We start from the raw sequence: 23900 nt of genomic DNA on the forward strand, positions 1-23900 counted from the left end.
GCCGCGCGGTGTTCCGCGCGGCACTCGTGCTCTTCGTGCTCATGTCTCTGCCTCCACGGCCTGCTGCGCCACGAAACGGTCCACGTCCGCGGTGCCGAGCGGGCCCCGGGCCCGCAGGGCCCGGACGAACGCCCGACGGCGAACCGCCAGGTCGAGGCATGCCTTGACGGGGTGCAGATAAGCGCCCCGGCCGGGCAGCGTACCGCGGGGATCAGGGACGCACGCGCCCCCGGCCTCCACCACACGCAGCAGATCGCCTTTGGCCGCACGCACCCGGCACCCCACGCAGGTGCGCTCGGGGCAGGCCCGGGCGCGCGTCCGGCCAGACACGCTCAAGTCTACCTCCACGACGACGGACACCCACCTCGGGGTGCCAATCGAACGGCTGTTTTCGCCCAGGGCAACGCCAAGCCCGCGGCGGGCCCGACGATACGTGATCTAGGCCCGGCGACGCGACCGGGTTTTCCCGCGGCGGCTCCGGCCCGTCAGGCGGGACGAGGGACCGGGCAGGGCCCGGATCCGCGGCACCGCCGCAGGCTGTGGCGGTGGTCAGTCCGCCGCCGGCTCCGTGTCCGGGCGGATGTCGATGCGCCAGCCCGTCAGCCTGGCCGCGAGCCGCGCGTTCTGGCCCTCCTTGCCGATCGCCAGCGAGAGCTGGTAGTCCGGCACCGTCACCCGCGCCGAGCGCGCCGCCAGGTCCACGATGTCGACCTTGGTGACCCGGGCCGGGGACAGCGCGTTGGCGACCAGGTCCGCCGGCTCGTCGGACCAGTCGACGATGTCGATCTTCTCGCCGCCCAGCTCGGCCATCACGTTGCGCACCCGGCCGCCCATCGGCCCGATGCAGGCGCCCTTGGCGTTCAGCCCGGAGCGGGTGGACCGGACCGCGATCTTCGTACGGTGCCCGGCCTCGCGCGCGATGGCCGCGATCTCCACCGAGCCGTCGGCGATCTCCGGCACCTCCAGCGCGAAGAGCTTCTTCACCAGGTTCGGATGGGTGCGCGACAGCGTCACGGACGGGCCGCGCACGCCCTTGGTCACCCGCACCACGTACGTACGCAGCCGGGTGCCGTGCTTGTAGTCCTCGCCCGGCACCTGCTCCTGCACCGGCAGGATGGCCTCCAGCCGGCCGATGTCGACCAGCACGTTGTTCGGGTCCTTGCCCTGCTGGACGACGCCCATGACGATGTCGCCCTCGCGGCCCGCGTACTCACCGAAGGTGACCTCCTCCTCGGCGTCCCGCAGCCGCTGCAGGATGACCTGCTTCGCGGTGGTGGCCGCGATCCGGCCGAAACCCGACGGGGTGTCGTCGAACTCGCGTGCCTCGCCGCCCTCCGGCACGTCGTCCGGGTCCTCCTTGGCCCACACCGTGACGTGCCCGGTCTCCCGGTTCAGCTCTACGCGGGCCTGCTGGCGGCTGCCCTCCGTGCGGTGGTAGGCGATGAGGAGGGCCGACTCGATGGCCTCGATCAGCAGGTCGAGAGAGATCTCCTTCGCCTCCGCAGCCTGGCGCAGGACGCTCATCTTGATGTCCACGGCTACGAGCCCTCCTCGTCCTTCGTCGCCTTGCGGTTGAACTCGATCTCGACCCGGGCCGAGGCGATCTCGTCGAACTCCAGCCGCCGGGCGCCGGGCTTACGACCCTTCACCCCCGGCACCTTCAGGTCCAGTCCCGCGTCGTCCACCGCGGTGATGCGTCCCACGACTTCGCCGCCCTCCCGTAGTTGCACCCTGACCAACCGGTCCGCCGCACGACGGTAGTGCCGCGGCAGGGTCAGCGGGCGGTCCGCACCGGGAGAGGTGACTTCCAGGACGTACGGGCGGTCGCCCATGGCGTCGGTGGCGTCCAGCTCCTCCGCGACGCGGCGGCTCAACTCCGCGCAGGTGTCCAGGCCCACGCCGCCGTCGGCGTCGACCACGACCCGCAGGACACGCCGCCTGCCGGCCGGGGTGAGCGCGATCTCCTCCAGATCGAGGTCGCGCTCCTTGACGAGCGGCTCCAGCAGATCCCGCAGCCTCTCGTTCTGGGTGGTGCTCATCCGGGTGACTCCTCGGCCGCGTGTGCTGTTGTGTGACGTCACGTGTCCGGTCAAAGGGTATCCGCTCCACGACCTGTGCGTTGCCCACCGGTAGTCTCGGCTCGTGCGGATCAAGGGACTCCCGGCGAGAAGGACCGTGCTGGCCGGTGCCGCCGTGCTGGCGGCGACCGGCACCACCGCGGGCTGTTCCGGGGACGACGGCGACGGCGGGGACGCCGACCCCGCGCGGACCGAGCGGCTCCGGCGCCGGGCCGCGGACGAGTCGCGCGGGCTGCTGCGCCGCTACGACGCGACGGCCGCGGCGCACCCCGGCCTGGCCACGGCGCTCGACCCGCTGCGTACGGAGGTGGCGCAGCACGTTTCCGCCCTGGCCCGCGGCCTGCCCGCGGACACCCGCGCGGCGTCCCCGGGACCCGGCGTGGCAGGACCCGGCGACCGCGCCGACGCCGCCCCGCCGACGCCGGGCAAGCGCGGCGGCGTTCCGGTGCCCGCCGGTGCGGCACAGGCCCTCGCCGCGCTGGCCACCGCCGAGAAGCGCACCGCCGACGCCCACACCGCGGCCCTGGCCACGGCCCCGGGCGAGTTCGCCGGGCTGCTGGCCTCGGTCGCCGCGGCCGGCGCGGCCCACGTCTACCTCCTCGGGACGTGGACGTGAGCGCTACGGGGCCGGTCGCCCGGCACCGCGGCGGGAACCGGCCGGCGGGCCGCCCCCGCCACGTAGGGTCTGCGCCCTAGCCCAGGAGGCATCGTGAGCGAACCGTCCGACGAGGTCCGCGCCGCCGTGCAGCGCGCGCTGGCCGCCGAGCACGCCGCCGTCTACGGCTACGGCGTCGTCGGCGCCCACGCCGGCGGCCTGGCCGACCAGGCGCGCGCCGGCTACGACGCCCACCGCGCCCGCCGCGACGCCCTCAGCCGCGCCGTCACCGACCTCGGCGACCGGCCGCAGCCCGCCGCCGCCGCGTACGCGCTGCCGTTCGCGGTGCCGGACGAGGCCGCCGCCGTACGGCTGGCGACCGAGCTGGAGGACCGGATCGCGGGCAGCTACGCCGATCTCGTCCGCGCCGCGGAGGGCGAGCTGCGCCGTGACGCGGCGGCGGCGCTGCGCGAGGCGGCGGTCCGGGCGGCGCGCTGGCGCGGCGGGAGCGTAGCCTTCCCTGGGCTGGCCGAACGCACGCCCGACACCGCACCCGCGGGCCGGCAGAAGGGCGCCGGCCGCACGGACTGACCCGAACGCCCCGGCCAGAACCAGCCAGAGGACACCGCCCGTATGGCATTTGCACCGCAGTACCGGCCCGAGCCGCCGGAGCGCCTGGTGCGCCACGTCTCCGCCCACGGCGACCCGGGCCGCGCCTGGCTCGCGGGGCTGTCCGAGCTGGTGGACGGCCTGCTGCGGCGCTGGGCGCTGACCGCGGAGCGGGTGCACGCGCCGGGCGGCCGGACCAGCATCCTCGTCCTCGTACGGCAGGAGGACGGCACTCCGGCCGCGCTCAAGGTCGCGTACGAGCCGGAGCGCATCGCGGCGGAGCAGCGCGCGCTGGAGCACTGGAACGGCGTCGGCGCCGTGCGGCTGCTGCGCGCCGACGCCGCCTCGGGGGCGCTGCTGCTTGAGCGGCTGCAGGCGGACGTCAGCCTCCGCTCGCTGGCGGAGGCCAAGGCGCAGTTGGAGGCGGCGGCGACGCTGCAGCGGCTGTGGACCCCGCCGCCGGAGGGGCACGTGCTGCCAACGGTGGCGGACCACACCGGGCGGCTCGCGGAGCAACTGCGCGAGCTGCGCGCCGAGCCGTACGCGGAGCTGGTCGACGCGGCGCTGGAGCGCCGCGAGGCGCTGCTCGGCGACCGGACGGCGGCGGGACCCGACGTGCTGCTGCACGGCGACTACCACCAGGGGCACGTGCTGGCCGCCGAGCGGATGCCGTGGCTCGCGGTGGGGCCGCGTCCGCTGGTGGGCGAGCGGGCGTACGACCTGGCCTGGCCGGCCCGGGACCGCGTCGACACCCTCGTGGCCGCGCCGGGCGCGGCGGCGGCGACGCGGCGGCGGCTGACGAAGCTGGCGGACTCCCTGGACGTGGACCGCGACCGGCTGCGGGGCTGGACGCTGTTCCGCTGTGTCGCGACGGGCGTGACGGCCCTGGCCCGCGGCGAACGCAACGGCGGCGAACTCCACCTGGAGTACGCGGGCTGGCTCTGACCGCTCCCGGAGGGGGGCCGGCGGCGGCCGACCGCCGTTCACGGACGGCCTGTTGGCGTCCCCGGTGCGGTGGCGGCGACGGCCTAGGATGCCCGCATGGAGCTGGCTCCGCCCCCCCGCGCGCGGTCGAAGACGAGGACCCGGGCCCTGATCGCCGGGGCCGTCGTGGTCGCGGCCGGGGTGCTGGCCGGGGGCATCGCGTACGTCAGCGGCGGCGACGAGGCCGCGGACGACGCGCAGCGTCAGGTGCGGGCGTACGTGGCCGCCTGGGCGCGCGGCGCCCACGAGGAGGCCGCGCGCCACACCGACCGGCCGCGGGCCGCGGCCGACCTGCTGGACTCCGTACACCGCGGGCTGGCCCCGCGGGAGGTGCTCGTGTCCCTGGACGACGCCGAGAAGGGCGACGACGGCACGTACACCGTGCCGTTCTCCGTGCGCCTGCGCCTGCCCGGCTTCGGCACCTGGGAGTACGAGACCCGCGCGACGGCCCTGCCGCCGGACAGCGGCGGCGACGACGGCGACGGCAAGGGCGAGAGCGACGGCGCGGGCGGCAGGGACGGCGGCTGGCGGGTGCGCTGGGAGCCCCGGCTCGTCCACCCCGCGCTGCGCCGCCACCAGACCCTGGTCACGACCACCCGCCGCGCCCAGCGCGCCCCGATACTCGCGGCCGACGGCTCCGAACTGGCCGGCGACGCCAAGGTGTGGGCCGTCTCCATCTGGCCCGCGAAACTGTCGGACCCCGGCCGCGCGTACGACGTCCTCGCCGACCCCGCGCTCGGCGCGGACCTCGACGTCCCGCGGCTGAAGAAGCGCGTGGCCGCCGCGGGACCCGACGAGTCGGTGCCGGTGGTGACGCTGCGGGACGAGGTCTACCGGCAGCACCGCGACCGGCTGCTGGCCGTCCCCGGGCTGCAGTTCACCGACTCCACGCAGCCCGTCGCGCATCTGGCCCGCTCCGTGGTCGGCGCCGTCTCCCCGGACACCGACAGGGGCGCCTCGGCGCTGCAGGCGCGCTACGACGGGCGGCTGTACGCGGCGCCCGGCGCCGAGGTCCTGATCGCCGACCGGGCCACGGGCGCGCCGGTGCGCACCCTGGCCCGGAAGAAGCCGGGCGCGGGCAGGCCGGTGCGCACGACGATCGACCCGGGCGTGCAGCGCGCCGCGGAGGAGGCGGTCGGGGACATCGGTAAACCCGGAAAACGCGGCAGAAGCGCCTCGATCGTCGCGCTCGATCCCGGTACGGGCCGGGTGCTGGCCGCGGCCGACAGTCCCGGCGCCGGCGAGAGCCACGCGCTGACCGGCCGCTTCCCGCCCGGCTCCACGTTCAAGACGGTCACCGCCGCCGCGCTCCTCGACGGGGGCCTGGCCGCCGGGGACCGCGTGGCCTGCCCGGCGGCGGCGAACGTGGCGGGGCAGCGCTTCGAGAACCAGGACGACTTCGCCCTGCCGCCCGGCACCACCTTCGCCGAGGCGTTCGCGCAGTCCTGCAACACCGCCTTCGTCGGCCTGCGCGACGAGTTGGACGCGCACACCCTGACGCGCACCGCCCGCGCCTTCGGCATCGGCGGCACCTGGCAGGTCGGCGCGGCCACCTTCGACGGCAGCGTGCCGGCGGCCGACGGCGAGAACGACAAGGCGGCGGCGATGATCGGCCAGGGCCGGGTGGAGGCGAGCCCGCTGGTGATGGCGTCGGTGGCGGCGACGGTGAAGGCCGGCCAGTTCCGCCAGCCGGTGCTGGTGCCGGACGCGGTGGACAAGCCGTACGAGGCGCGGGAGACGCTCGACAAGCGGACCTACGAGCAGCTCCGCGCGCTGCTGCGCGGCGCCGTCACCGACGGGTCGGGCTCGGCGCTCCGCGGGATCCCGGGCCTGCCGCACGCCAAGACGGGCACCGCCGAGTTCGGAACGGAGAGCCCGCCGCGCACCCACGCCTGGATGATCGGCTATCTGGAGGGCGCGGACCTCGCCTTCAGCGTCCTCGTCGAGGACGGCGGCTCCGGCGGCAGGGACGCGGGACCGGTAGCCGCAGACTTCCTGCGGGCCGCAGCCGCCGCCGGCTAGCGCCCGGCCCCGGGCACCGCCGTCAGCCTGCCGCTCTCACCCCGCCGCACTCACCCCGGCGTCGTCAGCCCGCCGCCGTACCCGGCGTCGTCAGCCCGGCCTTGTCAGCCCCGTTTCGTCAGCCCGGCGTCGTCAGCCGCGCCAGTGCCTCGGCCACCGGCAGTTCCTCGCGCTCCCCTGTGCGCCGGTCCTTCAGCTCCACCACGCCGTCGCCCGCGCGCCGCCCCGCGACCAGGATCTGCGGCACCCCGATCAGCTCGGCGTCGGTGAACTTCACGCCCGGCGACACCGACGCCCGGTCGTCCACCAGCACCCGCACGCCCGCCGCGCCCAGCTTCTCCGCGAGATCCAGCGCCAGCTCCGTCTGCTTGGCCTTGCCCGCCGCGACGATGTGCACGTCCGCCGGGGCCACCTCGCGCGGCCAGCACAGCCCCAGCTCGTCGTGCGTCTGCTCGGCGAGCGCGGCGACGGCCCGGGAGACCCCGATCCCGTACGAACCCATGGTCACCCGCACCGGCTTGCCGTCCTGGCCGAGGACGTCCAGCTCGAAGGCGTCCGCGTACTTGCGGCCGAGCTGGAAGATGTGGCCGATCTCGATGGCCCGGTCCAGCTCGATGCCCGCGCCGCAGCGCGGGCAGGGGTCGCCGGGCTCGACGACAACCACGTCGACGTACTGGTCGACTTCGAAGTCACGGCCGCACACCACGTTCCGCGTGTGCGAGCCGAGCCTGTTGGAGCCCGTCACCCACGAGGTGCCCGGGGCGACGCGGGGGTCAGCCAGATAACGGAACGCCTTGCCGGCCATGCCCTGCGGCCCGATGTACCCCCGGACGAGGTCGGGGCGGTCGGCGAAGTCCTCGGCGGTGACGACCTCGACCTCGGCCGGGGCCAGCAGCTCGGCGAGCTTGCCGAGGTCCACCTCGCGGTCGCCGGGCACGCCGACCGCGGTGATCTCGCCGTCGACCTTCACCAGCAGGTTCTTCAGCGTCGCGGAGGCGGGGATGTCCAGGTACGCGGCGAGGGTCTCGATCGTCGGGGTGTCCGGGGTGTCCAGCTCCTCGGCCGGCGGGTGCCCGTCGACCGGGCCGGGCGTCACCGTGGTCGTCAGCGCCTCGGTGTTCGCCGCGTAACCGCAGGAGGGGCACTGCACGTACGTGTCCTCACCCGCGGCGGCGGGGGCGAGGAACTCCTCGCTGGCCGAGCCGCCCATGGCGCCGGAGACGGCGGAGACGATGCGGTAGTCGAAGCCGAGCCGGTCGAAGATCCGCTGGTACGCCTCGCGGTGCAGCCCGTAGGAGGCGGCGAGGCCGTCGTCGGAGGTGTCGAAGGAGTACGAGTCCTTCATGTGGAACTCGCGCCCGCGCAGCACCCCGGAGCGGGGCCGGGCCTCGTCCCGGTACTTGATCTGGATCTGGTAGAGGATCACGGGCATGTCCTTGTAGGACGAGCACTGATCCTTGACCACCTGGGCGAACAGCTCCTCGTGCGTGGGACCGAGCACGTACTCCACGCCCTTGCGGTCCTTGAGCGAGAACAGCAGGTCGCCGTACTCCTCGGCGCGGCCCGTGGTCTCGTACAGCTCGCGGGGCAGCAGCGCGGGCAGCAGCACCTCCTGGCCGCCGATCCCGTCCATCTCCTCGCGGACGACCCGCGCCACGTTCTCCAGGACCCGCTTGCCGAGCGGCAGCCACGTCCACACCCCGGCGGACGAGCGGCGGACGTATCCCGCGCGGACGAGCAGCTTGTGGCTCGCGGTCTCGGCGTCGGCCGGGTCGTCGCGCAACGTCTTGAGCATCATCCGGGACATGCGCTGAACGTGGCTGTGCTGGCTCATGCGGTGGACTCTAGCGCCGGAGGCGTGCCCGCCGGTAATTCGTCCGCCGAACCTGTGGACAACTCGCCGGTTGTGGACAACTCACGCGGACAGCTCAGCGCAGCAGCGGCAGCTCGGCGCCCATCACCACGTACGGGCTGGGGGCGCCGGGGAAGACGACGCGGCGGGCGAGGTCGCGGTAGCCGAGCTGCCGGTACAGGTGGCGCGCGGGGCTTTCCACGTCGATCGCCGAGAGCAGGCTCTTGGGCTCCGCGGCGGTGTCGGTGATGCGCGTGATCAGCTCGCGGCCGATGCCGCGCTGCTGGAAGACGGGGTGCACGTGCAGCTCGGTGATCACGAAGGTGTCGTCGAGCCAGCGGTCCTCGCCCACGGCGCGCAGATACGGCTGAACGACCGTGGACCACCAGTACACGCGGTTGTTCGGCATGCCGTAGACGAACCCGGCGAGCCGGCCGGTGGCGGTGGTTGCGCCGAGCGCGCGGGCGCCCGCGTTGGTCAGGTGCCGCAGCACGACGTGGCGGCGGACGGCGATCTCGTCGTCGGTGAGCCCGAAGGCGACGGCCTGTACGGCAAGCGCGTCGTCCACGCGGGCGGCGAGGTCGAGAGGGCCGACGACGACGTCATCCATGGCTGGGCACCCTACCCTGCGCTCGCGGGCCGTCCGGCCACCCCCGTGTGCACGCCCCCGGCACGACGCCGGTACGCCGCGGGCACGGCGCCCGTACAGGCGTCCGTACGAGCCCGGCAGCCCCCCGTCCCCGACGGGCACGCCGGTCAGAACAGCACGCTCATGAACGCCCCGACCTCGCGGAAGCCCACCCTGCGGTACGCCGCGCGGGCCACCGTGTTGAAGTCGTTCACGTACAGGCTGACCACCGGCGCCACCTCGCGCAGCGCGTACCGCAGGACCGCCGCGAGGCCCGTCTCCGACAGCCCGCGCCCGCGGTGCTCCGGCGCCACCCACACACCCTGGATCTGGCACGCGTGCGCCGTCGCCGCACCGATCTCCGCCTTGAAGACGACCTGGCCGTCCTCCACGCGCGCGAAGGACCGGCCGCCGCCGACCAGTTCCGCGACCCGCGCCTGGTACAGCAGGCCGCCGTCGCCGTCGAGCGGGGAGATGCCGACCTCCTCGGTGAACATCGCCACGCACGCGGGCATGATCAGGTCCATCTCGTCCTTGCGGATGCGGCGGACCAGCGGGTCGGGCTCGATGTCCGCGGGCATCGAGGTGGTGACCATCAGCGGCTGCCGCGCGCGCACCTCGCGCGCCGGCCCCCAGGCCGGCTCCAGCAGGGACCACAGCCCGGCGGTGGGCCCGGCCGGGCCGACGATGGAGGAGCAGCGCCGCCCGGCGCGCCGGGCGCGCTCGGCGAAGCCGCGTACGGCCTCGGGGGTGGCGCAGACGGGCACGAGGTTGGCGCCGGCGTAGCAGAGCGACTCCAGCCGCCCGCCGGCGTACCAGCCCCACAGCTCACCGCCGAGGCGCCAGGGGTCGAGCCCGGCGACGGCGACGCGGGAGGCGACGAACGCGTTGGCGACCGGTTCGCGGTCGAGCACGGCGCGAGCCGCGTCGAGCTCCGCGGGTTCGAGCAGCCGTGTGGTGGTGGTCGTCAACACAGCGGCACTGTACCTGTGCGCGCGTCCGCCTGCTTCCTGCGGGTACGCGTCGTGCCCGGTGGTCAGCCGACGGTGACCTCGGGCTCACCGGCGGCGGCGCCGTCCGCCTCCATCTGGTCGGCGATCTTCATCGCCTCCTCGATCAGCGTCTCGACGATCTTCGACTCGGGGACGGTCTTGATGACCTCTCCCTTGACGAAGATCTGGCCCTTGCCGTTGCCGGAGGCGACGCCGAGGTCGGCCTCGCGGGCCTCCCCGGGGCCGTTGACGACACAGCCCATGACGGCGACGCGCAGCGGCACCTCCATGCCGTCCAGGCCCGCGGTGACCTCGTCGGCGAGCTTGTAGACGTCGACCTGGGCCCGGCCGCAGGACGGGCAGGAGACGATCTCCAGCCGGCGCTCGCGCAGCCCGAGGGACTCCAGGATCTGGATGCCGACCTTGACCTCCTCCACCGGCGGGGCGGAGAGGGAGACGCGGATGGTGTCGCCGATGCCCTCGCCGAGCAGCGCGCCGAAGGCGACGGCGGACTTGATGGTGCCCTGGAAGGCCGGTCCCGCCTCGGTGACGCCGAGGTGCAGCGGGTAGTCGCACCGGGCGGCGAGCTGGCGGTAGGCGTTGACCATGACGACGGGGTCGTTGTGCTTCACCGAGATCTTGATGTCCGTGAAGCCGTGCTCCTCGAACAGCGAGCACTCCCACAGCGCGGACTCGACCAGCGCCTCCGGGGTGGCCTTGCCGTACTTCGCGAGCAGCCGCCGGTCGAGCGAGCCGGCGTTGACCCCGATACGGATGGGGGTGCCGGCGGCGGAGGCGGCCTGGGCGATCTGCTTGACCTGGTCGTCGAACTTCTTGATGTTGCCCGGGTTCACCCGGACCGCGGCGCAGCCGGCGTCGATCGCGGCGTACACGTACTTCGGCTGGAAGTGGATGTCCGCGATCACGGGGATCTGCGACTTCCGGGCGATCTCCGGCAGCGCGTCGGCGTCGTCCTGCGTGGGGCAGGCGACCCGGACGATCTGGCAGCCGGAGGCGGTCAGCTCGGCGATCTGCTGGAGGGTGGCGCCGACGTCGGAGGTGCGGGTGGTGGTCATCGACTGGACGGAGACCGGTGCCTCGCCGCCGACGGCGACGGAACCGACCTGCAGCGTACGACTCGCCCTGCGCTCGGCCATCTTCAGCGGAACGGACGGCATTCCCAGCGAAACGGCAGTCATCTGGCGGCAACCCCTGTTGGACGGATCATGGCCCCCGCCGGATGAGCTGAGGGCCCGGGTACCGAGATTACGGCACCGCCCGCCGCCCCGTGGCCGGTGCCGGCCGGGTCACCGGAAGTGTCGGTCAACCGGCACCGTACGTTCAGCGCGCGGTGGGCGGGGCGGCATCCCGTGCCCGCCGCGAGGGGGCCGGCAGGCGGCGGGGCGGGCGCGTACCCGGTGGTGCGCGTCCCGCCCCGCCGCCGGGTCAGCCCGTGAGCTTCACCGGGTTCACCACGTCCGCGACGAGCACCAGCAGCGTGAAGCAGATGAACACCCCGGCGACCACGTACGCCACCGGCATCAGCTTGGCGACGTCGAATGGACCGGGGTCGGGCCGCCGGAAGACCCGCGCGAACGCGCGCCGCACCGACTCCCACAGCGCCCCCGCGATGTGCCCGCCGTCCAGCGGCAGCAGCGGCAGCATGTTGAACAGGAACAGCGACAGGTTGAAGCCCGCCACCAGCAGCAGCATCGACGCCACCCGCTGCTCGGGCGGGATGTCGAGGTTCAGCACCTCGCCGCCGACCCGGGCCGCGCCGACGACGCCGACCGGGGAGTCCTCCTTGCGCTCCTCGCCCTGGAACGCCGCGTTCCACAGGTCGGGGATCTTCGACGGCAGCGCGACGAGGGCATCGAAGCCGTCGACCACCATGTCGCCCATGCGGTCCACGGACTGGCCGAAGTCCTGCCTGACCACGCCGGTTGCGGGCGTGAAGCCGAGGAAGCCGGCCTTGACGTACTCGCCGTCGACATAGCCGCCGTCGCCGTCGCTCTTGCTGACCGTGTTCTCGGTGAGCGTGGGGTGCAGGTCGACCCGCTTGCCGTCGCGCTCGACGGTCACGGTGGCCGGGCCGATGGTGTCACGGATGCTGTTCTGCAGGGTCTCCCAGTCGTCGATCGGGCGGCCGTTGAACGCCACGATCTGGTCGCCGCGCTCCAGTCCCGCCTTCTTCGCGGGCGCGGCGGGGTCGCCCTCCCGGCACTTGCGGTCCGGGTTCTCCGCGACCTTCTCGGCCTTGATCACGCAGTCGGACACCGAGCCGACGGTCGTGGTCTGGGTGGCGATGCCGAACGTCATCATCACGCCGACGAACACCACGACGGCCAGCACCAGGTTCATGAACGGCCCGGCGAACATCACGATGACCCGCTTCCACGGGGCCCGCGTGTAGAACAGCCGGTTCTCGTCGCCGGGCTTGAGCTCCTCGTACGCCGCCTGCCGCGCGTCCTCGATCATCCCGCGGAACGGCGAGGTGGAGCGCTGCTGCACCCGGCCGTCCTCGCCGGGCGGGAACATCCCGATCATGCGGATGTAGCCGCCGAGCGGGATCCACTTGATGCCGTACTCCGTGTCCCCCTTCTTCCGGGACCACATGGTGGGGCCGAAGCCGACCATGTACTGCGGGACGCGGATGCCGAACATCTTGGCCGTGCTGAGGTGGCCGAACTCGTGCCAGGCGATGGAGACGAGGAGCCCGAAGGCGAAGACGACGATGCCGAGAATCGTCATGAGTGTCGTCATGGGCGCACCTTCGTCATCAGTTGTCGGTCGGTCGTCACTTGTCGTGCGGGTCGGCCGGCAGCCCGGCCAGTTCCCTGGCGCGGGCGCGCGCCCAGGTCTCGGCGTCAAGGACGTCCGCGACCGTCAGCCGGGTTCCCGGATCGTCCGTGCCGTGTTCCGCGACGACCTGGCTGACCGTGTCCATGATGCCAAGGAACGGGAGCCTGCCGGTGAGGAAGGCGTCGACACACTCCTCGTTCGCCGCGTTGAAGACCGCCGGGGCGGTGCCGCCGAGGGCGCCGACGTGGCAGGCCAGCGGCACGGACGGGAACGCCTTCTCGTCCAGGGGGAAGAACTCCCAGGTGGAGGGTGCCGACCAGGCGAAGGGCGGCGCGGCGTCGGGCACCCGCTCCGGCCAGCCGAGGGCCAGCGCGATCGGCAGCCGCATGTCGGGCGGGCTGGCCTGGGCCAGGGTGGAGCCGTCGGTGAACTCGACCATGGAGTGCACGAGGGACTGCGGGTGGACGACGACCTCGATGCGGTCGAAGGGCACGTCGTAGAGCAGGTGCGCCTCGATGACCTCCAGGCCCTTGTTGACCAGGGTGGCGGAGTTGATGGTGACGACCGGGCCCATGGCCCACGTGGGGTGGGCGAGCGCCTGCTCGGGGGTGACGTCCGTCAGCTCCTCGCGCGTCCGGCCGCGGAACGGGCCGCCGGAGGCGGTGACGAGGAGTCTGCGCACCTCACCGCGGGCGCCGCCGAGCAGGGCCTGGTAGAGGGCGGAGTGCTCGGAGTCCACGGGCACGATCTGGCCGTGCCGGGCCACCTCCTTGACCAGCGGACCGCCGACGATCAGCGACTCCTTGTTGGCCAGCGCCAGCATCCGGCCGGCCTTGAGGGCGGCGAGGGTGGGCGCGAGGCCGATGGAGCCGGTGATGCCGTTGAGCACGGTGTGGCACTCGCTGGCGGCGAGTTCGGCGGCGGCGTCCGGGCCCGCCAGCACCTCGGGCGGCGGCTCCCCGGCCCCGTACCGCGCGGCCAGCGCCTCGCGCAGCTCACCGGCCTTGTCCGCGCGGGCGACGGCGACGCGGCGTACCCGCAGCTCGTGCGCCTGCTCGGCCAGCAGCTCCACCCGGCCGCCCGCCGCGGACAGTGCGGTGACCCGGAACCGGTCCGGGTTGCGGCGCACGATGTCGACGGCCTGGGTGCCCACGGAGCCGGTCGAGCCGAGGACGACGATCTCGCGGGGGCCGTCGCCGGCTGTCGGGGCGGTCGCGGAGCGCAGGTGCGGATCGGCGAGCGGAGCAGCAGAGGTCTCGGTCATCGCCCCATTGTGACCGCTCAGGCCCGGCGTGGAGCAGACGCCCTCTCACTGCCGTCCGCAGCGGGCTCCCCCGGCGCTCCCGGCGCTTCGCCGTCCGCCGGCAGGGCGGTGGCGGGGGCCGTCGCGAGCCCGGGGCGGCGCGGGCGGCTGCTGAGCACGGCGTACGCGGCGAGCACGGCGCAGGCGGGGACGATGACCGTCTCCGGCACGTGCACCAGGGACAGCCCGGTGGCGAGGAGGATGATCGCCAGCACCCAGCGCAGCACGGCGCCGGGGGCGCGGGTGGAGAGCACGGCGCCGACGAGCACGCCGGGGATGGCGCCGAGGAGCAGCACGGCGGCGAGCCCCATGCTGGCGTCGCCGACGATGAAGTGCCCGGCCGCCGCGGCGGCGACGATCGGGATGGCCTGGACGAGGTCGGTGCCGACGAGGTGGTTGGCCTTGAGCCGGGGGTGCACGAGCATCAGCATCACGATGATCAGCGAGCCCGAGCCGACCGACGTCATGCCGACGACGAGGCCGCCGACGAGCCCGATGAGCAGCGTGGCCACGGGCCGTACGGGCACGTGCGCGTCCTCGGCCTCCTCGCCGTCGCGCGCGGCGCGCCGCCGGTCCAGCCACATCCGGGCGAGCATGCCGGTGACGGCGAGCAGCAGCGCCGCGCCGATGACGATCTTCACCCGGCTCTGCAGTTCCTCGCCCTCGCCGAGGAACTGCAGCAGAAAGGCGCCGCAGAACGCGCCCGGCACCCCGGTGGGCAGCAGCCAGCGCACCACGTCCCAGCGGACGGTGCCCGCCTTCTGGTGCACGGCGGCGCCGAACGGCTTCATGAACACCGAGGTCGCCAGGTCGCTGCCGATGGCCTGGGTGGGGTTGACGCCGAAGACCGTCACCATGATGGGGGTCATGAGGGCGCCGCCGCCCATGCCCGTGAGGCCGACCATGCAGCCCACGAAGGCTCCGGCCACGACCATCGACCACGAGAAGTCCATAGACATTGATACTAGGGATTTCCTATAGGGATGCTAGGGATAGCCTTCTGCGATTTTCCCGTGGGAGCGTGAGCTGCGCCACTCGGCAGGCCGGAGCGCGCCGCAGCGGCCGGACCGTGCCCCCGCGCTGCTCAGGCCGCCCCTGGGGCGGCACCCGTCCCGGGGAACGCGCGCGGCCGGCCGCACCGGCTGAGGTCCCGGTGCGGCCGGCCGCGAGGGGCCGCTAGCGGATCGGCCGGTGCAGGTTCGGCGTCTTCGCCGGGCCCGGCTCGGCCTCCGCGATCCACGGGCCGTCGCCGGACGGGTCGACGATGCCCTCCTCCAGCCAGGTGTACGCGTCGTCCAGCACCTGCCGCACCACCTTGCGGTCCAGGTCGTCGGTGTTCGTCCACAGCCGGCCGAACAGCTCCTCGACCCGGATGCGGGCCTGCCGGCAGAAGGCGTCGGCCAGTTCGTACGCCTCCTTGCCGTGCCCGCCCCGGCCGGCGGCGGTGCGCAGCATCTCGGCCCGGACACACGCGGCGCTCATCGCGAACAGCTCCGCGCCGATGTCCACCACCCGGCCGAGGAAGCCCTGCTTGGTCTCCATCCGCCCCTGCCAGCGGGACATCCCGTAGAACGTGGAGCGCGCCAGCCGGCGGGCGCCGCGCTCGACGAAACGCAGGTGGGTGGAGAGGTCGCGGTGCCCGGGCGGGTGGAACTCGCCGTACGTCCGCGGCACCTGCCCCTTGCCGGCGACCAGCTTCGGCAGCCAGCGGGCGTAGAAGCCGCCGGCCCGCGCGCCCGCGCGCGCCTTCTCGGAGAGGTTCTTCTGCGGGTCGATGAGGTCGCCGGCGACCTTGAGATGGGCGTCCACCGCCTCGCGGGCGATGAGCAGGTGCATGATCTCGGTCGAGCCCTCGAAGATCCGGTTGATCCGCAGGTCCCGGACGATCTGTTCGGCCGGGACCGCCTTCTCGCCGCGGGCGGCGAGGGACTCGGCGGTCTCGTAGCCACGGCCGCCGCGGATCTGGATCAGCTCGTCGCCGATGAGGCTGGCCATCTCCGAGCCGTAGAGCTTGGCGAGCGCGGCCTCGATGCGGATGTCGTTGCGGTCCTCGTCGGCCATCTGCGACGACAGGTCGAGCACCGCCTCCAGCGCGAACGTCGTCGCCGCGATGAAGGAGATCTTCGAGCCGACGGCCTCGTGCCTGGCGACGGGCCGGCCCCACTGCTCGCGGGCGCCGCCCCAGCCGCGGGCGATCTTCAGACACCACTTGCCCGCGCCCACGCACAGCGCGGGCAGCGACAGGCGCCCGGTGTTGAGCGTGGTCAGCGCGATCTTCAGGCCCGCGCCCTCGGGGCCGATGCGGTTGGCGGCGGGGACGCGTACCTGGTGGAAGCGGGTGACGCCGTTCTCGATGCCGCGCAGGCCCATGAACTGGTTGCGGTTCTCCACGGTGATGCCCTCGGAGGCGGCCTCGACGACGAAGGCCGTGATGCCGCCCCGCTGCGCCTCCGCGCCGTCCTTCGCCGGGCGCGGCGGCACCCGCGCCGTGACCACGAGCAGGTCGGCGACGACGCCGTTGGTGGTCCAGAGCTTGACGCCGTCGAGCAGGTAGTCCGCGTCGGGCCCGTCGCCGTCGGGGACGGCGGTGGTCGCCAGCCGGGCCGGGTCGGAGCCGACGTCGGGCTCGGTGAGCAGGAAGGCGGAGATGTCGGTACGCGCGCACCGGGGCAGGAACTCCTGCCGCTGCTCCTCGGTGCCGAACATCTTCAGCGGCTGCGGCACGCCGATCGACTGGTGCGCCGAGAGCAGCGCGCCGACGGCGGGGCTCGCGGTGCCGACGAGGGCGAGCGCCTTGTTGTAGTAGACCTGCGTGAGGCCGAGGCCGCCGTACTTCCGGTCGATCTTCATGCCGAAGGCGCCGATCTCCTTCAGCCCGCGCACGGTCTCGTCGGGGACCTGCGCGTCCCGCTCGATCCCGGCCCCGTCGATCTGCGTCTCGCAGAAGTCGCGCAGCCTGGCGAGGAACTCCTCGCCGCGCGCCACGTCCTCGGGGGCCGGCTCGGGGTGGGGGTGAATGAGGTCGAGGCGGAAGCGGCCGAGGAACAGCTCCTTGGCGAAGCTGGGCTTGCGCCAGTCCTTCTCGCGTGCGGCCTCGGCGACGTCCCTGGCTTCCTTCTCGGAGACGGACGGCCGTGTGGATGGTGCGGTCATGAGGAACTCACCTCGCCGCTGAGTTGGGGTTACCAGCCGGTGCTACTTGTGCGTATGTACCCGATTTGGCCGGGCGGCACCACCCCACGCGCGCCAATCGTCACCCGGGCAGCCGTCCCCGGCTCCCTACGCCCGCACCGCCCAGCCTGATACCCCCGTACCGCCCACCCTGCCGTCCCGTAGCGACGCATCCGCCGAGTGCTACGCGCTGGACAACGCACCCTGCCCCGCCGACCGCCTACCGTGGGCACCAGAGGTACGCACTCCGGAGGGACTCTGCCGTGACTTCCACACAAGCGTTCTGGCTCGCCGGCCGGCAGGCGACCGGCGAGGACACCCTAGACGTCACCTCGCCCTGGGACGGCCGCAAGGTCGGCACGGTGAGCATTCCCACCGACGCCCAGATCGAGGAGGCCGTCGCCGCCGCGGACGCGGTGAAGGACGAGCTGGCCGCCACCCCCGCACACGTGCGCGCCGCGGCGCTCGACCACGTGACCAAGCAGCTCGCCGCCCGCGCCGAGGAGATCGCCCGGCTGATCTCCGCCGAGAACGGCAAGCCGCTGAAGTGGGCCCGCGGTGAGGTCAACCGCGCCGTGTCCACGTTCCGCTTCGCCGCCGAGGAGACCCGCAGGTGGGGCAGCGGCGAGGGCCAGCGGCTCGACACCGACCCGGGCGGGGCCGGCCGGCTGGCCTTCACCCGCCGCTTCCCGTACGGCCCGGTGCTCGGCATCGCACCGTTCAACTTCCCGCTGAACCTGTGCGCCCACAAGGTCGCCCCGGCCCTCGCCGTGGGCGCCCCGATCATCCTCAAGCCCGCCCCCGCCACGCCGCTGTCGGCGCTGCTGCTGGGCGAGCTGCTGTCGGAGACCGAGCTGCCGGCCGGCAGCTGGAGCGTGCTGCCGGTGCCGAACGACCGGATGCCCGCCCTGACCGAGGACAGCCGGCTGCCGATCATCTCCTTCACCGGCTCGGACCGGGTCGGCTTCGCGATCCTGGAGGCCGTCCCCGGCAAGCGGGTCACCCTGGAGCTGGGCGGCAACGGCGCCGCCGTCGTCCTGGCCGACTACGCCTCCGAGGCCGACCTCGACCGCGCCGCGCAGCGGATCGGCACGTTCGCCAACTACCAGGCGGGCCAGTCGTGCATCTCCGTCCAGCGCGTGATCGCCGACGCCTCGGTGTACGACCGCCTGGTGCCCAAGATCGTCGCGGCCGTCGAGGCGCAGGTGACCGGCGACCCGTCGGACGAGGCCACCGACGTCGGCCCGATGGTCAGCGAGGCCGCGGCCCAGCGGCTGGAGTCGTGGGTCGACGAGGCCGTGGGCGCCGGCGCCAAGCTGCTGACCGGCGGCAAGCGGGACGGTGCGGCGTACGCGCCGACGGTGCTCACCGACGTGCCGGGCGGTGTCCAGATCTCCCACGAGGAGGCATTCGGGCCGGTGGTGACGGTGCACCGGGCGGACGGCGAGGACGCCGCGTTCGCGGCGGTCAACGACTCGAAGTACGGCCTGCAGGCGGGCGTGTTCACGCACGATGTGCAGAGCGCCTTCCGGGCGCACCGGAAGCTGGAGGTCGGCGGCGTGATCGTCGGCGACGTCCCGTCGTACCGCGCGGACCAGATGCCGTACGGGGGCGTGAAGCGCTCCGGCGTGGGCCGCGAGGGCGTGAAGTACGCGATGGAGGACTACACGTACGAGAAGGTCATGGTCATCACGGGCCTGGACGCGCTCTGACCGCGCCCGCGCGCTGACGGCGGCGTGGACCCCCCGGGAATCCCCGGGGGGTCCTCGCCTTCCGGCCGGCCGCCGTCTTCACCCAGCTCATCGCGCTCATCGACGCCACCCCCGCCGGCCAGACCATCCGCGCCTCGGTGTTCGAGCTGGAGGACTCGGCCGTCGCCGACGCCCTGGTCGCCGCCCACCGGCGCGGCGTCGCCGTCAAGCTGATCGTCGACGACAACACCCGCGACAAGGGCAGCGCGGCGTGGACCTCACTGAGCGGCGCTGGGCACGGACGACACCAGGACGTCGTGGATCGTGGTCTGCGACGACCAGTTCGAGGACCCGGGCCAGGACAACGTCCAGAGCGGCTGACGCTCCCGCAAGCAGGTGGCCCACAAGCTGGCGGAGAAGCGCGCGGAGGGCTGCTGGGTCGACGTCGTCTACCGCGAGGGCGACGCGACGGACGAGGGCATCCTCGACAGCGCGGGCATCCAGCGGCAGTACTGCAACTTCCCCAACGGCGCGGGCATCGACGTGCGCACGCACACGAAGTTCTGGCTGCTGGACGGCGACTACAACGGCAGCATCACGCCGCGCGTGTACACGGGCAGCCACAACTGGACCGGGTCCGGGCTGCGTTCCGCGGACGAGGCGATGGTACGGATCACGAGCGCGGACTACCACGCGATGTACCTGTCGTACTTCTACAAGATCCGCGACACCTGCAAGGCCCGTACGCCGTGAGCCGGCCGGGCCGGGCCGGGGTGTGCGCCCCGGCCCGGCCCGTGGCCCCGCGCCCTACGCCTTGAGGGCCAGCCACAGCTCCATCCGCGTGTCCGGGTCGTCCAGCGAGCGCCCGAGGATCTCCTCGACCCGCCGCATCCGGTAGCGCAGCGTGTGCCGGTGCACCCCGAGGTCGGCCGCCGCCGCGTCCCACTGCCCGTGCCGCGACAGCCACGCCCGCAGCGAGGCGACGAGGTCGCCGCGGCCCCGCTCGTCGTGCTCCCGCAGCGCCCGCAGCGTGCCGTCCGCGAACGCCTGCACCGCGTCGTCCGCCAGCAGGTCCACCACCGAGCCCGCCGTGACGTCCTCGTGCTCCACCAGCACCCGCCCGCGCCGCCGCGCCACCGACAGCGCCTGCTCGGCCTGCTTGTACGCCACCGTCACCACCGCAGGGCCCGCCGGCGCCGACACCCCGGCGACCAGCGGCAGCGTCCCCTGCCCCGCGCCGGACCCGCGGACCTGCCCCACCGCGCCCGGGTGCGCGGCCTCGACGCGCCCGGCGTGCTGCGCCGCCGCCTCCGCGACCGCACCGCAGTCCGCGGCCAGCACCACCAGCCGCCCGGCGTCAGGCACCGCGAGGAACGCCTCGCCGGACCCGGCCGCCGCCGCGTCGAGCGCGTCGGCCAGTTCCCCCAGCGCCTCCGGCAGCGGCTCCGGGGGGCCCGCGTCCACCGGCGCCACCGGCGAGGCGGCCTCGGCGACCAGGAGGCGTACGGGCGCGTCGAGCAGCCCCCCGTACAGCGGTCCGGCGACGGCCCGCGCGTGGTCGGGCTGCCCGGCGAGCAGCAGCCGCAGCACGGCGGTGCCGAGGCGCTGCTCGGCGGCGGAGAAGGCGCTGGAGCGCTCGGTGACGAGGGTGAGGAGGGAGACGGCGGCGTGGACGGCGTAGCGCTCGGCGGGGGCGAGCTTGCCGCCGGTACCGACGGCGAGGACGCCGCAGCAGCGGCGGCCGGAGCCGAGGGACTGCAGCTCGACGCGGTCCTCGGCGGGGCCGGCGGGGGCGCGGGGAGGGCGGTCGGCGGCGGTCCTGCCGGCGGGGGCACCACCGGGGGAGGCATCCGGCGCGGCGCGACCGGAGGCCGCCCCGTCCGCCGTATCCGCCCCGTCTGCGAGGTCCGTCAGATCCGTTGCGTCCGCCCTGTCCGCCGCCGTCGTCCGGTCGTCCGTGTCCGGGGCCCCGGCCTCCTGCGCGCCCTCCGTCTCTGCTGCCTCCGCTGTTCCTGCTGCCTCTGCTGCCTCTGCCGTCTCCTCGGTCCGTACGCCCGCCACCACCGCGCTCGCCGGTGCCGGCCGCCGCCGCAGCCGCGCCACGTCGGCCTTCAGCGCCTCCGCCCGCTCCGCCGCACGCGCCGGGGAGACCGCGAGCACCTCCCCCGCCGTGTCGTACAGCGCCGCCCACCCGCGTACGTGCGCCGCGAGCCGGCTGACGACCGTCGCCGGTCCTTCCGCGCCGAGCGCCGCCCGGGTCAGGTCCCGCTGCGCCTCGAACCCGCGGGTCAGCGCGCGGTACTGGTCGGCGGCGATGGCCGCGGAGACCACCTTGGAGATGGCGATGAACGGCGTCGTCCGCGGCACCCCCAGCAGCGGAACCCGCGCTTCCCGGGCCGCCGCGAGCAGCGCGCCGGGCACCGTCTCGAAGTTCACGCCGATCCCGAAGCCCACCCCGACCACGCCGGCGTCCGCGAGCCGCCGCATGTAGCGGCGCATGGCGCCGGCGTCGTCGACGTCGAGCTTGAGCGCGGTGGTCAGGATCAGCTCGCCGCCCTCGAGGTACGGCACCGGGTCTATCAACTCGCTGGTCTGCGCCCAGCGCACGGCCACGCCCAGCTCGTCGGCGCCGGTGAGGACGGAGAGCTTGAGGGCTGGATGGCGGACAAGCGAGGCGAGCGTGGGCATAGCACCTTCTGGCTGCTGCGGCGGCGGGAGCCGCCGTGCTGTTCGTGACTGTCTGCGCGACCGCCCCGGCCGGCCCGGTCCGCGTCGTACGCGACCGACCCTGACCGCCCCCGTCCGGCCCCGGCCGGCTGGCTGTCCCGCGGGGCCTGACGATCCACACCGCCTCCGACCGTCGCGGAGGTTCTCCGACCGCTTTCAGACTGTCGCCCTGTCTTACGACGCTCCGTATGAACGGCTCTGCTCATTGTGCCTCAGTGGTGCAAGTCGACGAGCACCGGAGGCGTCCGCTCACCGTCCACCGTCGTCACGGAGAGCACCGCGTGCCCGGGCGGCAGCGTGTTCGCCAGCTCCGAGGCCGACCAGCGCTCCCGCTCCACGGTGCGCACCGTCACCGAGCGGCTCATGGCTTTCGTACCCGTGAAGACCTGTCGTACCCACCTCAGCAGCCGCCGGATCAGTCCGCCGGAGACGTCAGGGACGTGCGTGACGTCCTCCGCCTCGACCCACTCGGCGCCCCACGCCTCGGCGAAGTGCCGGCCGTCCCAGGTGCTGACGCCGGTCAGCGCCATCCGGCAGCCGACCGCGGCCAGCAGCGGACCGCGCACCGGCTCGGCCACGTCGTCGAGGCCGCGCAGCCCCAGCACTACGCCGGCGTGCGCGGCGCGCAGCCGGCCGAGGGCGCGCACGGACTCGGGGCTGGCGGTCCGCGCGGCGTCGTCGAGGACGAGGGCGGCGAAGAGGGAGCGGTCGGAGCGGGCCGGGGCGACGGCGGTGAACTGGGCGAGGAGCAGCCGGGCCAGCACGCGGGACGCCTCGGCGTGGGTACGCTCCGGCAGCACGATCCGTACCCGCATCGGGTGCTCCAGCGCCCGCATGGAGAACTGGCGGCCCCGGCCGCGGGTGTCGAAGAACCGGGCGAAGACGGGGCGGTCCAGGACCGCGAGCCGGCCGGCGAGGAGGGCGCCGACGTCGCCGGGGCGGGAGAGCTGGCGCTCGCGGGCGTCGAGCTCGCGGAGGGCGGCGGCGGCACGGTCGGCGGCGAAGTCGTCGGCGGCGCCGGCGGTGTCAGCGGCGTCCTGGGCGCCGTCCGGACCGCCGTACGGCTTGCCCTCGGCCACGGCGCCGCAGTCGCGCCGCAGGGCGGCGAGGGCGGCGCGGTCGCCGTCGAGGAGGGCGCGCAGCTCGGAGACGCCGGGGAAGACGCCGTACGCCGCCTGGTAGGCGCCGATGACCTGGCCGAGGGCGGTGACGGCCGGCCGGCCGTGCGCCCAGTCGGCCCCGTCGCCGCCGAGCAGGGCCTCGGCGAGCAGGGCGGCGGCCTCGTCGGGGTCGGCGGTGCCGCCGTAGAGGTCGAGGTCGTGGGGGGAGGAGGGATCGGCGATGCGGATGACGACGTCGTACGCGTCGTCGTCGCCGAGCGGCGCGCCGGCCGCCCCGACCACGACGACGGCGGCCCGCCCGGCAAGGGCCTGCAGGCAGAGCAGCTCGGCGACGGGGCCGGTGACGCGGTCGCTGACCACGTTGCCTGCGGGGCCGACGGCGAGCAGCCCGGTACCGAGGAGGGCGGCTTCCAGGGCGATGCCGCCGCCGCGGTAGGCGTGGGGGTTGCGCTTGTCGTCGGGGGCGGCGCCGATGCGGACCTGGCCGGTGACGAGGTCGTGCCGGTGGGCGCGCCGGCCGATGTCGCGCAGCCCGGAGGGGTGCGGACAGGCGGCGGGCCCGTCGCGCCGCACGGAGTCGGCGAACTTCCCGAGCCGCTCGGGCCGGGCCCGTACGGACTCCCAGGCCCGGGCTATCCGCGCCAGATCCACGTCGTTCATCCCCCCGCCCCGCGCGGCCCCGCCCAGCACCTCGGCCTCCCCCACCAACCCGGCAGCCCGCAACTCAGGCCACGCCACGGGGTCTTCGCCCCCGGGGTCCTTCTGGTCCGGGTCAGGCTGCTGGGAGCTGAGGACCGGCTCCAGGAAGCGGGTCCACACCTCGTGCCACCGCCCGATGCGGCCGAAGACGTACACGAGCAGCAGGATGAACAGGCCGTAGTAGATGTACCCCGCTACCACCATCGCACTGGTGTCCCGCCAGGCGTCCAGGGTGATCCAGTCGAGTGGCCACAGCCAGATGGTGATGACGCCGTTCCAGCACAGCGACCACACGAGCAACCCGCTGAGCAGCGCAAGCGCGGCGCCGCCGAGCAGTTGCCGATCGGAGATCCGGTCCGCGTCGTCGGGCGGCCGGGGCACGTGCCCGTACCGCCAGATCCCCGGCCCCGCCTTCGGCCGCGGCGTGCGCATCCACTGGACGAACGGGTTCTCCCACGCTTCGGCCCCAGGCGCTGCACCCGGGGCCGGTCCCCTGGGCTGCGGGGGCACCGCGGGGCCGATGGGCGGCTGCGTGGGCCGCACGGGACGGCGGGGCCGGTCCCCGTGCTCCGGTCCCGACTTCCGCGGCCCGAGTCGGCCGTCCTCGCCCATGTTCCGCTCTTCCC

Annotated in this window: 19 protein-coding genes; 6 read left to right on the forward strand and 13 right to left on the reverse strand. The window is 74.2% G+C overall.

All coding sequences use genetic code 11. From position 1 onward, the window contains the following. Nucleotides 1-39: 39 nt before the first annotated feature. From B124_RS03245 to rimP, 3 genes are all read right to left on the reverse strand, one after another. Nucleotides 40-330 carry a YlxR family protein gene (locus B124_RS03245; protein ID WP_496501275.1) on the reverse strand — a complete coding sequence of 97 codons (291 nt, stop codon included), beginning with the start codon at nucleotides 328-330 and terminating at the stop codon, nucleotides 40-42. A gap of 219 nt (nucleotides 331-549) precedes the next feature. Beyond that, a complete protein-coding gene (gene nusA, locus B124_RS03250) occupies nucleotides 550-1536 on the reverse strand; it encodes a transcription termination factor NusA (protein WP_496501081.1) in 987 nt (328 codons plus the stop codon). A 2-nt stretch (nucleotides 1537-1538) separates the two neighbouring features. Further along, complete coding sequence (gene rimP / locus B124_RS03255) at nucleotides 1539-2039, reverse strand: ribosome maturation factor RimP (RefSeq protein ID WP_496501082.1); 501 nt, start codon at nucleotides 2037-2039, stop codon at nucleotides 1539-1541. Between the two features lie 136 nt (nucleotides 2040-2175). Here rimP and B124_RS03260 point away from each other — a divergent pair, with 136 nt between their 5' ends. The 4 genes from B124_RS03260 to B124_RS03275 all read left to right on the forward strand — a co-directional run bounded on the left by B124_RS03260 (nucleotide 2176) and on the right by B124_RS03275 (nucleotide 6288). Continuing rightward, entirely contained in the window at nucleotides 2176-2694 is a 519-nt protein-coding gene (locus B124_RS03260) for a hypothetical protein (RefSeq protein ID WP_496501276.1), read from the forward strand. Nucleotides 2695-2787: 93 nt separating this feature from the next. Beyond that, nucleotides 2788-3264 (forward strand): DUF4439 domain-containing protein, encoded by a 477-nt coding sequence (locus B124_RS03265; protein WP_496501083.1) that lies wholly within the window; start codon nucleotides 2788-2790, stop codon nucleotides 3262-3264. A gap of 42 nt (nucleotides 3265-3306) precedes the next feature. Beyond that, nucleotides 3307-4227: an aminoglycoside phosphotransferase family protein gene (locus B124_RS03270; RefSeq protein WP_496501084.1), complete on the forward strand. Its 921-nt coding sequence runs from the start codon at nucleotides 3307-3309 to the stop codon at nucleotides 4225-4227. Nucleotides 4228-4323: 96 nt separating this feature from the next. Next, nucleotides 4324-6288, forward strand: coding sequence for a penicillin-binding transpeptidase domain-containing protein (locus B124_RS03275; RefSeq protein ID WP_496501085.1), 1965 nt, complete (start codon nucleotides 4324-4326; stop codon nucleotides 6286-6288). Between the two features lie 118 nt (nucleotides 6289-6406). Here the strand turns inward: B124_RS03275 and B124_RS03280 are convergent, their stop codons facing one another. The 8 genes from B124_RS03280 to B124_RS03315 form a co-directional block, all read right to left on the reverse strand. Beyond that, entirely contained in the window at nucleotides 6407-8122 is a 1716-nt protein-coding gene (locus B124_RS03280) for a proline--tRNA ligase (protein ID WP_496501086.1), read from the reverse strand. Between the two features lie 94 nt (nucleotides 8123-8216). Continuing rightward, on the reverse strand, nucleotides 8217-8750 hold the full coding sequence (locus B124_RS03285; RefSeq protein ID WP_496501087.1) for a GNAT family N-acetyltransferase: 534 nt from the start codon (nucleotides 8748-8750) through the stop codon (nucleotides 8217-8219). 146 nt (nucleotides 8751-8896) lie between these two features. After that, nucleotides 8897-9742, reverse strand: coding sequence for a GNAT family N-acetyltransferase (locus tag B124_RS03290; RefSeq protein ID WP_496501088.1), 846 nt, complete (start codon nucleotides 9740-9742; stop codon nucleotides 8897-8899). 62 nt (nucleotides 9743-9804) lie between these two features. Next, nucleotides 9805-10959: a flavodoxin-dependent (E)-4-hydroxy-3-methylbut-2-enyl-diphosphate synthase gene (gene ispG, locus B124_RS03295; protein WP_496501089.1), complete on the reverse strand. Its 1155-nt coding sequence runs from the start codon at nucleotides 10957-10959 to the stop codon at nucleotides 9805-9807. Between the two features lie 247 nt (nucleotides 10960-11206). After that, entirely contained in the window at nucleotides 11207-12523 is a 1317-nt protein-coding gene (locus tag B124_RS03300) for a M50 family metallopeptidase (protein ID WP_496501090.1), read from the reverse strand. Nucleotides 12524-12557: 34 nt separating this feature from the next. Next, on the reverse strand, nucleotides 12558-13826 hold the full coding sequence (dxr, locus tag B124_RS03305; RefSeq protein ID WP_496501091.1) for a 1-deoxy-D-xylulose-5-phosphate reductoisomerase: 1269 nt from the start codon (nucleotides 13824-13826) through the stop codon (nucleotides 12558-12560). Between the two features lie 17 nt (nucleotides 13827-13843). Continuing rightward, entirely contained in the window at nucleotides 13844-14818 is a 975-nt protein-coding gene (locus tag B124_RS03310; RefSeq protein ID WP_496501092.1) for a sulfite exporter TauE/SafE family protein, read from the reverse strand. A gap of 223 nt (nucleotides 14819-15041) precedes the next feature. After that, entirely contained in the window at nucleotides 15042-17018 is a 1977-nt protein-coding gene (locus tag B124_RS03315) for an acyl-CoA dehydrogenase family protein (protein WP_496501093.1), read from the reverse strand. A gap of 281 nt (nucleotides 17019-17299) precedes the next feature. Here B124_RS03315 and B124_RS03320 point away from each other — a divergent pair, with 281 nt between their 5' ends. Together B124_RS03320 and B124_RS03325 are read left to right on the forward strand one after the other, a co-directional pair. Then, a complete protein-coding gene (locus tag B124_RS03320; protein ID WP_496501094.1) occupies nucleotides 17300-18748 on the forward strand; it encodes an aldehyde dehydrogenase family protein in 1449 nt (482 codons plus the stop codon). A gap of 375 nt (nucleotides 18749-19123) precedes the next feature. Beyond that, a complete protein-coding gene (locus tag B124_RS03325; RefSeq protein ID WP_496501095.1) occupies nucleotides 19124-19480 on the forward strand; it encodes a phospholipase D-like domain-containing protein in 357 nt (118 codons plus the stop codon). A 54-nt stretch (nucleotides 19481-19534) separates the two neighbouring features. Here B124_RS03325 and B124_RS03330 read toward each other — a convergent pair whose 3' ends face one another. Further along, the gene (locus B124_RS03330) at nucleotides 19535-21415 is read right to left on the reverse strand and encodes a helix-turn-helix domain-containing protein (protein ID WP_496501096.1); all 1881 of its coding nucleotides are present in this window, start codon (nucleotides 21413-21415) and stop codon (nucleotides 19535-19537) included. A gap of 251 nt (nucleotides 21416-21666) precedes the next feature. Beyond that, entirely contained in the window at nucleotides 21667-23706 is a 2040-nt protein-coding gene (locus B124_RS03335) for a hypothetical protein (RefSeq protein ID WP_496501097.1), read from the reverse strand. Nucleotides 23707-23900 lie beyond the last annotated feature (194 nt).

Source organism: Streptomyces sp. CNP082, assembly GCF_059570535.1.

Excerpts from the sequence above, each read along its gene's own strand:
- rimP (WP_496501082.1), bottom strand. The coding sequence starts at position 2,039 with ATGAGCACCACCCAGAACGAGAGGCTGCGGGATCTGCTGGAGCCGCTC.
- B124_RS03270 (WP_496501084.1), top strand. The coding sequence starts at position 3,307 with ATGGCATTTGCACCGCAGTACCGGCCCGAGCCGCCGGAGCGCCTGGTG.
- B124_RS03275 (WP_496501085.1), top strand. The coding sequence starts at position 4,324 with ATGGAGCTGGCTCCGCCCCCCCGCGCGCGGTCGAAGACGAGGACCCGG.
- B124_RS03280 (WP_496501086.1), bottom strand. The coding sequence starts at position 8,122 with ATGAGCCAGCACAGCCACGTTCAGCGCATGTCCCGGATGATGCTCAAG.
- B124_RS03285 (WP_496501087.1), bottom strand. The coding sequence starts at position 8,750 with ATGGATGACGTCGTCGTCGGCCCTCTCGACCTCGCCGCCCGCGTGGAC.
- ispG (WP_496501089.1), bottom strand. The coding sequence starts at position 10,959 with ATGACTGCCGTTTCGCTGGGAATGCCGTCCGTTCCGCTGAAGATGGCC.
- B124_RS03300 (WP_496501090.1), bottom strand. The coding sequence starts at position 12,523 with ATGACGACACTCATGACGATTCTCGGCATCGTCGTCTTCGCCTTCGGG.
- dxr (WP_496501091.1), bottom strand. The coding sequence starts at position 13,826 with ATGACCGAGACCTCTGCTGCTCCGCTCGCCGATCCGCACCTGCGCTCC.
- B124_RS03310 (WP_496501092.1), bottom strand. The coding sequence starts at position 14,818 with ATGGACTTCTCGTGGTCGATGGTCGTGGCCGGAGCCTTCGTGGGCTGC.
- B124_RS03315 (WP_496501093.1), bottom strand. The coding sequence starts at position 17,018 with ATGACCGCACCATCCACACGGCCGTCCGTCTCCGAGAAGGAAGCCAGG.
- B124_RS03330 (WP_496501096.1), bottom strand. The coding sequence starts at position 21,415 with ATGCCCACGCTCGCCTCGCTTGTCCGCCATCCAGCCCTCAAGCTCTCC.
- B124_RS03335 (WP_496501097.1), bottom strand. The coding sequence starts at position 23,706 with ATGCGCACGCCGCGGCCGAAGGCGGGGCCGGGGATCTGGCGGTACGGG.